The 13,547-nt window shown below is 59.1% G+C and carries 14 protein-coding genes; 7 read left to right on the top strand and 7 right to left on the bottom strand.

The annotated features are described in order from the left end of the window. Nucleotides 1–93: 93 nt before the first annotated feature. The 6 genes from ACSSVV_RS13015 to mutM all read right to left on the bottom strand — a co-directional run bounded on the left by ACSSVV_RS13015 (nucleotide 94) and on the right by mutM (nucleotide 5,299). Nucleotides 94–1,629: a phosphoenolpyruvate carboxykinase gene (locus tag ACSSVV_RS13015; protein WP_011787158.1), complete on the bottom strand. Its 1,536-nt coding sequence runs from the start codon at nucleotides 1,627–1,629 to the stop codon at nucleotides 94–96. A gap of 174 nt (nucleotides 1,630–1,803) precedes the next feature. Then, nucleotides 1,804–2,658, bottom strand: a complete 855-nt coding sequence (gene hslO, locus ACSSVV_RS13020; protein ID WP_011787157.1) for an Hsp33 family molecular chaperone HslO — start codon at nucleotides 2,656–2,658, stop codon at nucleotides 1,804–1,806. Between the two features lie 87 nt (nucleotides 2,659–2,745). Next, entirely contained in the window at nucleotides 2,746–3,153 is a 408-nt protein-coding gene (gene hslR, locus ACSSVV_RS13025) for a ribosome-associated heat shock protein Hsp15 (protein WP_011787156.1), read from the bottom strand. A 48-nt stretch (nucleotides 3,154–3,201) separates the two neighbouring features. Then, nucleotides 3,202–3,891, bottom strand: a complete 690-nt coding sequence (yrfG, locus tag ACSSVV_RS13030; RefSeq protein WP_011787155.1) for a GMP/IMP nucleotidase — start codon at nucleotides 3,889–3,891, stop codon at nucleotides 3,202–3,204. An 86-nt stretch (nucleotides 3,892–3,977) separates the two neighbouring features. Then, the gene (locus tag ACSSVV_RS13035) at nucleotides 3,978–4,310 is read right to left on the bottom strand and encodes a hypothetical protein (RefSeq protein ID WP_011787154.1); all 333 of its coding nucleotides are present in this window, start codon (nucleotides 4,308–4,310) and stop codon (nucleotides 3,978–3,980) included. A 176-nt stretch (nucleotides 4,311–4,486) separates the two neighbouring features. Beyond that, the gene (mutM, locus tag ACSSVV_RS13040) at nucleotides 4,487–5,299 is read right to left on the bottom strand and encodes a bifunctional DNA-formamidopyrimidine glycosylase/DNA-(apurinic or apyrimidinic site) lyase (protein WP_011787153.1); all 813 of its coding nucleotides are present in this window, start codon (nucleotides 5,297–5,299) and stop codon (nucleotides 4,487–4,489) included. Between the two features lie 187 nt (nucleotides 5,300–5,486). Here mutM and ACSSVV_RS13045 point away from each other — a divergent pair, with 187 nt between their 5' ends. Continuing rightward, the gene (locus ACSSVV_RS13045; protein WP_011787152.1) at nucleotides 5,487–6,665 is read left to right on the top strand and encodes a DesA family fatty acid desaturase; all 1,179 of its coding nucleotides are present in this window, start codon (nucleotides 5,487–5,489) and stop codon (nucleotides 6,663–6,665) included. Nucleotides 6,666–6,702: 37 nt separating this feature from the next. Here ACSSVV_RS13045 and rsmD read toward each other — a convergent pair whose 3' ends face one another. Next, nucleotides 6,703–7,338 (bottom strand): 16S rRNA (guanine(966)-N(2))-methyltransferase RsmD, encoded by a 636-nt coding sequence (gene rsmD, locus ACSSVV_RS13050; RefSeq protein WP_011787151.1) that lies wholly within the window; start codon nucleotides 7,336–7,338, stop codon nucleotides 6,703–6,705. Between the two features lie 204 nt (nucleotides 7,339–7,542). On the opposite strand from rsmD, the gene ftsY reads away from it, so the two are divergent. The 6 genes from ftsY (at nucleotide 7,543) to hyi (ending at nucleotide 13,547) form a co-directional block, all read left to right on the top strand. Further along, nucleotides 7,543–8,760, top strand: coding sequence for a signal recognition particle-docking protein FtsY (gene ftsY / locus ACSSVV_RS13055; protein WP_153741727.1), 1,218 nt, complete (start codon nucleotides 7,543–7,545; stop codon nucleotides 8,758–8,760). A 27-nt stretch (nucleotides 8,761–8,787) separates the two neighbouring features. Beyond that, nucleotides 8,788–9,462: a cell division ATP-binding protein FtsE gene (ftsE, locus tag ACSSVV_RS13060; RefSeq protein ID WP_014422980.1), complete on the top strand. Its 675-nt coding sequence runs from the start codon at nucleotides 8,788–8,790 to the stop codon at nucleotides 9,460–9,462. Continuing rightward, the gene (gene ftsX, locus ACSSVV_RS13065) at nucleotides 9,452–10,456 is read left to right on the top strand and encodes a permease-like cell division protein FtsX (RefSeq protein ID WP_454106360.1); all 1,005 of its coding nucleotides are present in this window, start codon (nucleotides 9,452–9,454) and stop codon (nucleotides 10,454–10,456) included. The genes ftsE and ftsX overlap by 11 nt, the downstream gene beginning before the upstream one ends. A gap of 192 nt (nucleotides 10,457–10,648) precedes the next feature. Beyond that, nucleotides 10,649–11,509 carry an RNA polymerase sigma factor RpoH gene (gene rpoH, locus ACSSVV_RS13070; protein ID WP_011787147.1) on the top strand — a complete coding sequence of 287 codons (861 nt, stop codon included), beginning with the start codon at nucleotides 10,649–10,651 and terminating at the stop codon, nucleotides 11,507–11,509. A gap of 326 nt (nucleotides 11,510–11,835) precedes the next feature. Next, nucleotides 11,836–12,747: an NAD(P)-dependent oxidoreductase gene (locus tag ACSSVV_RS13075; protein WP_036148750.1), complete on the top strand. Its 912-nt coding sequence runs from the start codon at nucleotides 11,836–11,838 to the stop codon at nucleotides 12,745–12,747. A 20-nt stretch (nucleotides 12,748–12,767) separates the two neighbouring features. After that, nucleotides 12,768–13,547: a hydroxypyruvate isomerase gene (gene hyi, locus ACSSVV_RS13080; protein ID WP_454106361.1), complete on the top strand. Its 780-nt coding sequence runs from the start codon at nucleotides 12,768–12,770 to the stop codon at nucleotides 13,545–13,547.

Consider the following 13,547-nt stretch of genomic DNA (forward strand, 5'->3'; position numbering starts at 1 on the left):
CGGCCTGTCTGGTCTGTGTTCTCAAACCAAAGACACAAAAAAAAGCGCCGAGCTTTCGCAAGGCGCTTTTTTTATGGCAGTGGGAAAGCGGCTTTAGCCGGCTTTCGGGCCCGCCTCAACAATGGCGTCGGCCACGTCGAATTTCTTGAAGTTTTCCACGAACTGGGCAATCAGCTCCTGAGCCTTGCCGTCGTAGTAGTCCGGGCTGACCCAGGTGGTGCGCGGGTTCAGCAGCTCGGTGTCTACGCCAGGAACATGCTTGGGCACGTCCAGGTTCAGGGCATCCAGGTGCTCAGTTTCCACGTCGTCCAGATCACCGTTCTGGATGGCGGCAATGATGGCGCGGGTGGTCGGAATGCTGAAACGCTTGCCTTCACCGTAGGGGCCACCGGTCCAGCCGGTGTTGACCAGAAATACCTTGCTGCCGAATTCGTCGATACGCTTCATCAGCAGCTCGGCATAGACGCCGGCCGGGCGCGGGAAGAACGGCGCACCAAAGCAGGTCGAGAAGGTGGACTTCAGCTTGGAGGATGAGCCCATTTCGGTGGAGCCCACCAGCGCGGTGTAGCCACTCAGGAAGTGGTAAGCTGCAGCTTCACGACTCAGGATGGATACCGGAGGCAGAACGCCGGTCATGTCGCAGGTCAGGAAGATGATGTGCGAGGGCTCACCGGCACGGTTCTCGATCACGCGCTTTTCGACGTGCTCGAGCGGATAGGCGCAGCGGGAGTTTTCGGTCAGTGAAACGTCGTTGTAATCCGGCTCGCGGGTCTCCGGATCAATCATCACGTTCTCAACGATGGCGCCGAAACGGATGGCGTCCCAGATGATCGGTTCGTTCTTCTGGCTCAGGTCGATACACTTGGCGTAGCAACCGCCTTCAATATTGAATACGGTACCCGGGCCCCAGCCGTGCTCATCGTCACCGATCAGGAACCGGTGCGGATCTGCAGACAGGGTGGTTTTGCCGGTGCCGGACAGACCGAAGAACAGGCAGGTCTCACCGGTTTCACTGACGTTGGCTGAACAGTGCATGGGCAGGACGTCTTTCTCGGGCAGCAGGAAGTTCTGAACCGAGAACATGGCCTTCTTCATTTCGCCTGCGTAGTGCATGCCGGCCAGCAGTACCTTGCGCTTGGCGAAGTTGATGATGACGCAGCCGTTGGAGTTGGTGCCATCACGCTCTGGCACACACTCGAAATTGGCGGCGTTGAGGATCTGCCATTCCTGCTTGTCGGCCGGATTGAAGCTATCCGGGCGAATGAACAGGTTGCGGCCGAACAGGTTCTGCCACGCGGTTTCCGTGGTCATTTTTACCGGCAGGTAGTGTTCCGGGTCGGAACCAACGTGAACGTGAGAGACGAAGCGGTCTTTTTCAGCGATGTAGGCTTCAACGCGATCCCACAGGGCATCGAACTTTTCAGCATCGAACGGGCGGTTGATCGGACCCCAGTGAATGTCGTCGGCGGTGCTGGGCTCCTCGACGATAAAGCGGTCCATAGGAGACCGGCCGGTACGCTCACCGGTGGTGACCACCAGAGAACCGTTGGATGCCAGCTGGCCTTCGTTCCTTGCTAATGCCAGCTCGACCAGTCGTGCTGTACTCAGATCATTATAAGTGTTGCTCACTTCGACCTCGCCCTCGGGATGTCTTCGTGATTGCCCAGGCCGTCCCCCCGAAAATTGACGGAAAACTGAACAATCGGGTCAATTCAGGCGCGCTATTATGCCAGAGACGCCCACAAAAAACGACTGCCCTGAAAGCCGCGCCAGAGGCGGCTTCCGAGCAAGTTCAGTGACGGCTTAGTGTAACGTATGGCCGGTGAAAAGGTGATCAATATCATTTCTATTGAAGCGATAGTTTGCGTGACAGAACTGGCAGTCCATGTTGATGCTGCCCTGTTCGTCGAGGATGCTGTAGCACTCGTCCTTGCCGATGGCTTCCAGCGCGGCCAGGGTGCGCTCACGGGAACAGCTGCAGCGGAAGGCCACCGGATCCGGCTCGAACAGGCGCACCGTTTCCTCGTGGAACAGCCGGTGCAGCAGCGCTTCACTGTCCAGGGTGAGTAGCTCCTCGGCTTCGATCGTCGCGGCAAGGTGGTTCACCCGGTTCCACAGGTCATCGTCGTCATCGGTATGGCCGGGCAGGCGCTGGAGTAACAGGCCGGCAGCGGTATCCTCGTTGGCGAACAGGAACAGGCTGGTGGCGATCTGCTCGGAGCGCTCGAAGTACTCTTCCAGGCAGCCGGCCAGGGTTTCTGATTCCCGTGGCACCACGCCCTGGTAGCGCTGGCCCTGTTCCGGGGTGATGGTGATGGCCATGCGGCTTTGTCCGAGCAACTCGTGCAGGGTTTCGCCGCTGACCGCATCGGCATCAAAGCGGGCCAGGCCACGGATATGGCGGTCATGGCTGCATTCGGCCATGAGTGTGCTGAGGGCACCTTCACCCGCTGCCTGCAGCGAGAGGGTGCCTTTGAATTTCAGGGTGCTGCTCATCAGTACGCTGGCTACCAGGGATTCTCCCAGCAGCTCGCGGACTGAATCCGGGTAGGGGGCCTGGCCGGTGATTTCCTTGAAACTCTCGCCCAGCTGTACCCAGGCACCCCGCACCTGGCTGTGTTCAAAGAGAAAACGTTGGAACTGGTCGCGGGATGCCATGGTGTCTCCTGGAGCTGATGTATCGATTTACTGGGAGTTACTGAAACGGGGTTGTATACGGGTTGTCAGATACGTGGGATTCAATGGTTACAGACCATTCTGTTCCCGGAAGCGCTGTATATCCCGGCGATCTTTCTTGCTCGGCCTTCGAGCCGGGGGCAGCTGTGCAGCCTGCATGGTCTTGCGTTGCCAGGCCAAGTCTTCCCGCCGTTTCACGCTGTCGTCGGTTTCGTGATAGAGCTTCTGGGCTTCAGGGGCGCCCCGGCGTCGGTCGCTGATGTCGTCGACGATCACGATCTTTTCCTGCCAGCCCAGGCGCAGGGTCACTTTGGCGCCGGTCTCAACGATCTTGCCGGGCTTGGTGCGCTGGCTGTTGTAGTGCACCTTACCGCCTTCAATCGCCTCTTTGGCGAGCGAGCGGGTTTTATAGAATCGCGCTGCCCACAGCCATTTATCGAGCCGGACTTTCTGATCGTCTGCGTTCGCCGCCGTCATATCTCCTCACCTGTCGGGCACATGCCGCAATAATCCATTATAACCCCCTCATGGGGTGGATGGCACTGCTGTATGTGAGCGCAAGGCAGGCAGCACTTCATCGAAGTGATGAATGCCGGGAATGTCCGGGTGGTGGTCTTTGGATGGCTGCTGGCTGTCGGGCGCCAGAATCGCCAGGCACTGGCCAATACCGGCGGCCCGGGCACTCTCAAGCACCGGGAAACTGTCGTCGACCATCAGGGTAGATTGGTGGCGATAGGGGGAGCGGCTGGCAAGGTCCTGCCAGAACACCGGGTCCTCTTTGGGCTTGCCCAGTTCGTGGCTGGAGACGATGCCATCAACATGCTGATCCAGCCCGGTCCGTTGAAGTTTCAGGGCCAGAGGATCCGGATGGCAGTTGGTGACGATGACCGAGCGCAGTCCGGCCTGGCGCAGTGCGGCCAGGAAGTCGGTTACATGGGGGCGGTAGCCAATGCGGTCGCCAACTTCTGCCTTAAGGCCGGTTATGTCCAGGGCAAGGCGTTCGCTCCAGTAATCGGTGCAGTACCAGTTCAGTGAGCCCCGCTCGGCCATAATCATCGGAATCAGGTAGTCCCGGGCCTCGGTTGGGTGCAGGTCAAAGTGTTCGGCATAGCGCCTGGGCAGGTGCTCCAGCCAGAAGTGGTTGTCGAAATGCAGATCCAGCAGTGTCCCGTCCATATCGAGGAACACGGTATCGAGGGTTGACCAGTCCACCATAAACAAAACAGCCTGAAGAATTTTCTTCAGGCTGCCTCAGATCCCGGCCAGTGGCAAGCCGGGATTTTACGGATCGGTAAGCCAAATCAGTTGTCGGACTGCTCCACCGTTTCTGACTTGCGACCGGTGCGGGTGCAGCCCAGGCAGCGCACGAAGGTGGCCTTAGCCGGGCCAACCACCAGCACTTCACCGGCTTCACCGGCATTGCCGCCAAGCGCCGAGAATGGCAGGGATACCAGGTACACAGCACTACCAATAATGGTTGTGGCCAGCAGCGCCGGGCGCAGCAACACCGCATCGGCGGTCATGGCCAGCGCAGACGGGCTTTCGTCCACGGCACGGGCATGGCCGAGCGATGAGAATGCCAGCAGGCAGGCTGCGACGGTGGCTACCAGGGTGCGGGAAATCTTGCGGGTCATGTCATTCTCTCCTGAACGTATCAGCCCGGTTGGTCAGGGCTCGCCTGTCTCTGTATTGCGAGCCAGCATGTTCGCGCTGCGTGCGGCGACCGGGTACTAGCACTCCATTAACTATGAATCATATTGCCTCAATTTCAAACGGTTTTTCGTTGAAAAGTGTGAGCCGTTGCGGAATCTCAGCGCTGGCATCGGGGGCAGTAAACCGTCGATCGGTTGTTCATGCGGATCTCTTTCAGCGGGGTGTTGCATTCGGTGCAGGGCGCTCCCGCCTTGCCATAAACCAGTAGCGACTGGGCGAAATACCCCGGTTTGCCGTCGCTGTTGACGAAGTCCCGCAGAGTGGTGCCGCCCATCAGTATGGCGGCGCTGAGGGTTTCCCGGATGGCCTCGGCCAGCTTGTGATAGCGGTCCAGGCTGATGCGGCCGGCTTTCCGTTTCGGGTGAATGCCGGCCTTGAACAGGGCTTCGTTGGCGTAGATATTGCCCACGCCCACCACCACATGATTGTCCATAATGAAGGATTTGACCGGCGTCTGTTTCTGCCGGGACAGGCGAAAAAGCCAGGCGCCGTTGAAATCTTCGGATAAGGGTTCCGGCCCGAGCGCGCTGATCAGTGGATGCCGGTTCCAGTCGGTAGTCCACAGCCAACAGCCGAAGCGTCGCGGGTCATTGAAGCGCAGGCGGCGATGATTGCCGAGGACAAGCTCGACGTGATCGTGAGTCATGGCGGGGCTGTCGTCGGTGATCACTCTGAGACTGCCCGACATGCCCAGATGGACAATCACGGAACCAGTCTCCAGGTGCAGGAACAGGTATTTCGCCCTGCGCTCCACGGCACGGATGGTCTTGCCCTCCAGGTGCTCGGCCAGATCCGCCGGCACCGGCCAGCGCAGGCTGGGGTTGCGGACAATTACCCGCTGGATGGTCTGGCCTTCGCAGTGAGGCGCGATGCCCTGACGGGTGGTTTCAACTTCAGGTAATTCCGGCACAGAGCCTCCACCAACAGACAGATTTTGAGACGAAACAGTGTAATCGGTAACAAAAAAGCCGCCAAACCTGGTTGTCCAGGCTTACACCTGTACGCTAGAGTGGGCCTAACGATCACCCCCTTCGAGTGCCAGCGACATCCCTCAGCAGTATCGCCTTTCGAAGTTAATCGAGTTTCGAGGATTATCTATGTGGTTTAACGGTCTTCTGGACCTTTCTGTGTGGCAGCTGATCGCGGTCACTCTGGTGATGACACACATCACCATCGTCAGCGTTACCCTTTATCTGCATCGTCATTCGGCCCATAACGCGCTGGATCTGCATCCCGTCCTCAAGCACTTTTTCCGCTTCTGGCTCTGGCTGACCACGGCCCAGAACACCAAAGAGTGGACGGCCATCCACCGTAAACACCATGCCAAGTGCGAAACCGAGGAAGATCCTCACAGCCCGGTGGTGCTGGGTATTCGCAAGGTGCTGTTTGAGGGCGCCGAGTTATACGCAGCTTCTGCCACCCCTGAAACCCTTGAGCGCTATGGCCAGCGCACCCCGGAAGACTGGGTCGAGCGCAACCTCTACAGCCGGTACAAGACCCTGGGTATTGCCTTGATGGCGGTGATCAACCTGGCGCTGTTCGGGGTGCACGGTATCTGGATCTGGGCGGTCCAGATGATGTGGATTCCGGTATGGGCTGCCGGCGTGGTCAATGGTATCGGCCATTATCTGGGCTATCGGAATTTCGAATGCGCCGATAACGCCCGCAACATCTCGCCGCTGGGTATCCTGATTGGTGGTGAAGAGCTGCACAACAATCACCACACCTATCCGAATTCGGCCAAGCTGTCTCGTCGCTGGTACGAAGTGGACATCGGTTGGGGTTACATTCGTCTGTTCCAGCTGTTTGGTCTGGCGACGCCGAAAGGCTACCGGCCTATTGCTCATTATGTTCCGGGCAAGCAGGCGGTGGACGTGGAAACCGTTCAGGCTATCGCCAATAACCGCTTTGTGATCATGCGCCAGTATCGCAAGCGAGTAATGGAGCCGGTGCTGCGACAGCAGAAAGCGTTGATGGACGACGAAATTCGTCCCCGTTATCGCAAGCTCAAGCAATTGCTGTCTCGCGAAATCAGCCTGATCAAGCCTCGGGAAAAAGAACATCTCGACACGGTGCTGGAGCGCAACGAAGTGCTCAGGCTGATCTACGAGAAGAGTCATGAACTCCAGGCACTCTGGCGCCAGCGCGGGCTTAAGCCCCAGGACAAGCTGCAGGCGTTGATGGAGTGGTGTCGTGACGCCGAAGCCAGTGGTGTTCGTTACCTGGAAGAGTTTGCCGCGCACCTGCGAGCGTATTCCTTGCGCCCCGCTTCCTGAGACAGGCCTGCCTGTAGGATACGCCGGAAGCCCCCCGTTACTGGGCTTCCGGTTCCTCACCGCGTTCAACCCGGAAAAGACAGTAGCTGACCTGGCCTGCTGATTTCTGTCGGTGCAGGTGCCAGCTGGCCGGTACCGCCGGCAAGGCTCTTTCACTCTCGTGTTCGACATAGATCCAGCCACCCGGCTTCACCCATTGCTGGGTGTCCAGCAGCGGTATCAACCGTTCAAGCCAGCCTTGCCGGAATGGCGGGTCCATAAACACGATGTCGTAGCCCCGGCCGTCACCCTTTGCCAGAAACTGTTCCACATCCTGGCAGGCGACATCCCCTTTGTTGGTTCCCAGCAGCCGGAGGTTGTCCCGGAGCGCTTTGGCCAGGGCGGGGGTGTGGTCCACCAGCGTTGCCTGCGCTGCTCCACGGGACAGTGCTTCCAGTCCCAGAGCCCCGGAACCGGCGAACAGATCCAGGCACCGGCTGCCTGCCAGGTGGAAGTTCAGCCAGTTGAACAGGGTTTCCCGGGTGCGGGCCGGGCTGGGCCGCACGCCGCCGGCGTCCGGAAAGCGCAGTTTCCGGCTGCGCCAGTCGCCGCCAATGATTCTCAGTTCGCCGGTTCCGGAGCCTTTGACTGGTGAGACGACGGGTTTTTTGCGGGCTGGGGGACGTCGTGCCATAGGGGCGAGGCTCCGGGGAAATCATGGATGGCTGATGTTTGCGGCTATGGTACCGGAATCCACGAGACCGGTTAATCCTGCCCCATCACTTGTGCCGGCCAGTCTGTTAGAATGCTCCACTTATTTTGGCGAGCTGAGGTTCTTGTGTCCTCTTCGCGAACCTGCGGCCTGTGCCCGCCCTTTTTTCAGACAGATGGATAGATTATGACGGCAGAGTGGATTTCAGTCGGCCTGTTGGCCCTTCTTGTTCTGTTTTTTGTGCTGGATATCGCCGGCAATCGCAAGCGTGCGCCCCGGCCCAAGCCGGTACCTCAGCGTAAGCCGGAGGTGGCCAGGGGGCCGGCTCCTGTGCCAGCGGAACCGGAGGCCGAAACTGAAGTGCCGCCTGAACCCGCGGTAGAAGCCGCTGAGCCGGAAGCGGCTCAACCGGCTGTTGAGCCGGCTCCCGCGCCGGAACCCGTTCCGGCGGCGGAGCCTGAGGTTGAGCGCGAACCGGAAACCCGAGTCAGTGTCTTCGAACGCATCAAGCAGGGTCTGGGGAAAACCCGGGCCAGCCTGACCGGTGGTCTGGCCGACCTGTTCTCGGTGGGCAAGAAGATTGACGAAGATCTGCTGGAAGAAATCGAAACCACGTTGCTGATGGCCGATGTGGGTGTGACCGCCACCTCTGAGATCATCGACGCCCTGACCGAGAAACTCGAACGCAATCAGCTGAAAGATGGCGAAGCCCTGCGCAAGGCGCTACGGGATGAGTTGCATGGCCTTCTCAAGGACGTGACCCGGCCGCTGGAGATCGATGCTGGTAAACAGCCATACGTTATCCTGATGGTTGGCGTGAACGGTGTCGGCAAAACCACTACCATCGGCAAGCTCACCAAGAAATTCCAGAGCGAGGGTAAGTCGGTCATGCTGGCCGCTGGTGACACCTTCCGGGCGGCGGCGGTTGAGCAATTGCAGGTCTGGGGCGAGCGCAACAACGTTCCGGTGGTGGCCCAGCATACCGGCGCAGACAGTGCATCGGTAATTTTCGACGCCATCCAGTCTGCTCAATCCCGGGGTGTGGATGTGGTGATTGCAGACACCGCCGGTCGCCTGCAGAACAAGGACAACCTGATGAACGAGTTGTCCAAGGTCGTTCGGGTGATGAAGAAGCTGGATGAATCTGCGCCTCATGAGGTGATGTTGGTGCTGGATGCCGGCACCGGTCAGAATGCCCTGAGCCAGGCCCAGGTATTCCAGCAGGCAGTGGGTGTCTCCGGCATTACGCTCACGAAACTGGACGGCACGGCCAAAGGCGGTATTGTGTTTGCGATCGCCCGTCAGCTGCAGTTGCCAATCCGCTATATCGGGGTGGGAGAACAGGCCGAAGACCTGCGCAGCTTCGATGCCGAAACTTTTGTGGATGCGTTGTTCGAAGACTGACGCCGTAAATACGGAGTAGCTGCCCCGATGATCGAGTTCCGCCAGGTAACCAAACGCTACGACAGTGATCACACCGCACTCAGGGCTGTGAACTTTCACCTGGATCGTGGTGAGCTGGCGTTTCTGACCGGTCATTCCGGCGCGGGCAAGAGTACCCTTCTGAAACTGATCATGGTGATGGAGCGCCCGACAGCGGGTGAGGTGATCGTGGGCGGCCAGAAACTGAATAGCCTGCCCCGCCGCCAGATTCCTTACATCCGGCGTCATATCGGTGTGGTGTTCCAGAATCACCAGCTGTTGTTCGACCGCACGGTGTTCGACAACGTGGCCATGCCATTGGAGGTGATGGGGGCCTCGCCGGAAGATACCGGCCGGCGCGTGCGGGCGGCACTGGACAAGGTTGGTTTGCTGAAAAAGGAAAAGATGAACCCCATGCAGTTGTCCGGGGGTGAGCAGCAGCGGGTCGGTATTGCCCGTGCGGTGGTAAACAAACCACCCGTACTGCTGGCGGATGAGCCGACCGGTAACCTGGATCCCGAATTGTCTGCAGACATCATGCGATTGTTTACCCAGTTCAGTCAGGTTGGGGTAACGGTACTTGTGGCAACCCACGATATTGCTCTGATTAATGAAATGAATCGACGTACGCTGACTCTGAATCAGGGCCAGCTGGTTGCTGGCGGAGGTGTGAGTGGCCACTGACTCTCGCCAGAAGCCGGATAATCGCCGGGGAGCTGACCGTTCGCGATCACTGTTGAGTGATCAGGCCCGGAGTTATCTGGGCCACCACCGGAAAGTAGCCCGGGATTCTATCCAGAGAATGTGGAAAACCCCGGTAGCCAGCGCCATGACCTGGACAGTGATGGGGGTAGCTCTGGCCTTGCCGGTTGCCCTGCTGTTGCTGTTGACCAGCCTGCAGGGTGTGAGTGCAGGCTGGGAGAGCACGGCCCGGATTACCGCCTATCTGGCGATGGATCTGCCGGCGGAGGAAGCCCGGGGTATGGCCGCGGACATTGAAAGCGATGGGCGAGTGGTATCGGTTCAGCTGGTCGAGCGTGACCAGGCCCTGGCCGACTTTCGAGCCAGTTCCGGGCTGGACGAGGCGCTGGATTTTCTGGAAGAGAATCCTTTGCCGCATACGCTGTTGATTACACCCGAAGACAGCGCTCGCTCGGCAGAGGGTGTTCAGGCACTGGTGACGTTTGTCGAGAATATGAACGGTATCGATCAGGTCCAGGTCGACCTGGGCTGGCTGCAACGCCTGAACGCAATGACCGAGATCCTTGCCCGCGCCGTCTGGGCGCTGGCTTTGTTGCTGGGGGCCGCGGTTATCCTGGTGATTGGTAACACGGTGCGTCTGGCCATCGAGAACCGGCGGGATGAAATCCTCGTGGCAAAACTGGTCGGCGGAACCGATGCTTTCGTTCGTCGCCCGTTTCTTTACACCGGCGCCTGGTTCGGGCTCGGGGGTGGCCTGGTGGCGTGGTTACTGATTCAGGTGTCACTCTGGTGGTTAAGCGGCCCGATCGAGCGTCTTGCCGGGCTGTATCGCAGTGAGTTTACCTTGCAGGGACCGGGGTTCGATGGCGCGCTGGCATTGATAATCGTAGCGATGCTGTTAGGCTGGCTGGGCGCCTGGGTTGCGGTGAGGCGTCATCTGGATGACATAGAGCCGGGCGATATTGCTGGAGGCTGATCCGGATCGCGGGAAAACCGTATTGAAAAAAGAGCCTTTTCTGACGTAGTTTGGTTTATAGAGAAGCAAAGGCGATCTTTCCAGATGTATGATTTTTAACGTTTTACTGGGGAGTTCGGGAACTAATTGAGTTCTTGGCGGTCTCATATTGAGTTGCTATATTTAAAGGCTGTCAGGTTCGGAGGTTAATGCATGGGTACGAGTTTACAGCTGGTTGACAGACTGGTTCCGGGTGCGAATCTCGAGTCGTATATTCAGGCGGCGAGTCGCATTCCAGTTCTCTCCGTTGATGAAGAGCGGGAACTGGCAGAACGGCTGCACTACCATGGCGATGTTGAGGCCGCGCGTCAGTTGGTACTGTCGCACCTGCGCTTTGTGATTCACATTGCTCGCAGCTATGCCGGCTACGGCCTGGCCCAGGCCGACCTGATCCAGGAAGGCAACGTTGGCCTGATGAAGGCCGTCAAGCGGTTTAATCCTGAGTATGGTGTGCGTCTGGTGTCGTTTGCCGTGCATTGGATCAAGGCGGAGATTCACGAATTCATTCTGCGTAACTGGCGCATTGTGAAAGTGGCCACCACCAAGGCCCAGCGCAAGCTGTTCTTCAATCTGCGCAGCCAGAAGAAGAAGCTGGCATGGCTGAATCACGATGAGCTGAAAGCGGTCGCCAATGATCTGGGTGTCGAGCCGCACGTGGTGCGGGAAATGGAAGGTCGCCTGGCTTCCCAGGACACCGCCTTTGACGGCCCGATGGATGATGACGAAGACAACGCCTACCAGGCGCCGGCTTATTACCTGGAAGATCGCCGTAGCGATCCGGCGGTTCAGCTGGAAAACGCTGACTGGTCTGAGGACTCCAACGGCCGGCTGATGCAGGCGCTGGAGCAGCTGGACGAGCGCAGTCAGGATATTCTGCGTGAACGCTGGTTGTCGGAGAGCAAGTCGACGTTGCATGAGCTGGCCGACAAGTACGGGGTGTCCGCTGAGCGGATCCGCCAGCTTGAGAAAAACGCCATGAAGAAGATCCGGGTGCAGATGGCCGAGGTCGCCTGAGGCTTTATTGCAGCCCGGAAGCTGAAAACGCCACCACCGTTCGCGGTTGGTGGCGTTTTTGTTTGTATAATCCGCCTAAACCATTTAATTCACGTGGCTGGGAAGAAGGGATTGGGGTAGCCTTTCCAAAAAACGCTCCTGCGGCACCCCTACGGGGCCCGGCCCGCAATCACAGATTGCGGTCGCTCAGCTGTCGCATGAAGCGTTGCTTCATAATCGCTCGGCTGAGCCCATGTGGCGCTTCTGCTCCGCCATCCATGGCTCCGCAAATTTTTGGAAAGGCTACCCCAATCCCTTCGCCGGGCTTCTGAGTGGGATTCCCCAAAATGTCTACACATTCTCCTCGTATCGCTTTTCTCGGCATCGGCCTGATGGGCACGCCGATGACCCGTAACCTGCTGGACGCCGGTTTTTCCATGACGCTCTGGAATCGCACCACCAGCAAATGCGAGCCCTTTGCCAGCGAAGCGACGATCGCCGGGACGCCCGCCGAGGCGGTGGCGGAGGCCGATATCGTGATCACCATGCTGGAAAATGGCCAGGTGGTGGACGATGTGCTGGTAAATCAGGGCGCTCTGGCTGCGGTGAAGGTGGGTGCGCTGGTAATTGATATGAGTTCGGTGCAGCCTTCGCTGGCGCGACAGCATGCCGAGCTGGCCGCAGAGCAGGGGGTGGGTTATGTGGATGCACCGGTGTCCGGTGGCACGGTGGGTGCGGCCGAGGCCCGGCTGAGTATCATGGCGGGCGGTTCTGAAGCCGATATTGAGCGGGCTTTGCCGGTGTTCAGCGCGCTGGGCAAATGCACCCGCATCGGGCCGGTGGGGGCCGGTCAGTTGGCGAAGCTGGCCAATCAGGCGATTGTGGGTATCACCATTGGTGCGGTGTCGGAGGCGCTGTTGCTGGCAGCCAAAGGTGGCGCGGATCCGGCCGCCGTGCGGGAAGCGCTGATGGGCGGGTTTGCCGGCAGCCGGATTCTGGAACTGCATGGCCAGCGGATGATTGACCGGGACTTCGCGCCGGGCGCTCCGGCCCGCATCCAGCTCAAGGATATGCGTATGATTCTGGATGAGGCCCGCTCGGAAAATCTGACCCTGCCGCTGGCCCAGCAGGTGCATAATGAATACCTTGCCCTGGTCGCCAATGGCCACAGCGATGTCGATCACAGCGGCCTGTTGCTGGAGTTGGAGCATCTGAACGGTACCCTGATGGGTTCCCTGGGCCGAGGCCCCAAGCACTGAATTAACCGGAGAAATCTGCCATGCCCCGTTTTGCTGCCAACCTGAGCATGCTGTTTACCGAAGTGCCGTTTCTGGAACGTTTCGCCCGGGCCCGAAGTGCCGGGTTCCATGGTGTGGAGTATCAGTTTCCCTATGAGTGGCCGGCGGAACAGCTGGCGGAGCGGCTTCAGAGCAACGGGCTGGAACAAGTGCTGTTCAATCTGCCACCCGGCGATTGGGCAGCGGGGGAGCGTGGCATTGCCTGTCTGCCGTGTCGCATTGAGGAGTTTCGCGCCGGTGTCGAGCAGGGCATTCACTACGCCCGGATGCTGGACTGCAAGCAACTGAACTGTCTGGCAGGTTTGAAGCCCGAATCCGTTGCCGAGGAAGAGGCCTGGCAGACCCTGGTGGCGAATGTGCAGTACGCAGCCGACCGCTTCGCCGAAGCAGGTTTGACCCTGTGCCTGGAAGCCATCAATTCGCGGGTGGATATGCCGGGCTTCATGCTCGATACCAGTGGCAAGGTGATGGCGCTGATTGAGGCGCTGGAGGCAGACAACGTGCGCCTGCAGTACGATCTCTATCACATGCAGATCATGGAAGGGGATCTGATTCGTGGCATGGAATGCCTGTTGCCCTGGATTGGCCACATTCAGTTCGCCGACAACCCGGGCCGGCATCAGCCGGGAACCGGGGAGATTAACTTTTCGAATGTTTTCTCGGCGATAGACAGACTGGGTTATGGCGGCTGGGTGAGCGCAGAGTACAGGCCTACCGGGGCGACAGAGCCGTCTCTGGGCTGGTTTTCTGAGGCAAACTGA

The organism is Marinobacter sp. MBR-105 (assembly GCF_053628895.1).

Excerpts from the sequence above, each read along its gene's own strand:
- hyi (WP_454106361.1), top strand. The coding sequence starts at position 12,768 with ATGCCCCGTTTTGCTGCCAACCTGAGCATGCTGTTTACCGAAGTGCCG.
- ACSSVV_RS13035 (WP_011787154.1), bottom strand. The coding sequence starts at position 4,310 with ATGACCCGCAAGATTTCCCGCACCCTGGTAGCCACCGTCGCAGCCTGC.
- rsmD (WP_011787151.1), bottom strand. The coding sequence starts at position 7,338 with ATGGCACGACGTCCCCCAGCCCGCAAAAAACCCGTCGTCTCACCAGTC.
- hslO (WP_011787157.1), bottom strand. The coding sequence starts at position 2,658 with ATGGCATCCCGCGACCAGTTCCAACGTTTTCTCTTTGAACACAGCCAG.
- hslR (WP_011787156.1), bottom strand. The coding sequence starts at position 3,153 with ATGACGGCGGCGAACGCAGACGATCAGAAAGTCCGGCTCGATAAATGG.
- ACSSVV_RS13075 (WP_036148750.1), top strand. The coding sequence starts at position 11,836 with ATGTCTACACATTCTCCTCGTATCGCTTTTCTCGGCATCGGCCTGATG.
- rpoH (WP_011787147.1), top strand. The coding sequence starts at position 10,649 with ATGGGTACGAGTTTACAGCTGGTTGACAGACTGGTTCCGGGTGCGAAT.
- ACSSVV_RS13045 (WP_011787152.1), top strand. The coding sequence starts at position 5,487 with ATGTGGTTTAACGGTCTTCTGGACCTTTCTGTGTGGCAGCTGATCGCG.
- ftsE (WP_014422980.1), top strand. The coding sequence starts at position 8,788 with ATGATCGAGTTCCGCCAGGTAACCAAACGCTACGACAGTGATCACACC.
- ftsY (WP_153741727.1), top strand. The coding sequence starts at position 7,543 with ATGACGGCAGAGTGGATTTCAGTCGGCCTGTTGGCCCTTCTTGTTCTG.
- yrfG (WP_011787155.1), bottom strand. The coding sequence starts at position 3,891 with ATGGTGGACTGGTCAACCCTCGATACCGTGTTCCTCGATATGGACGGG.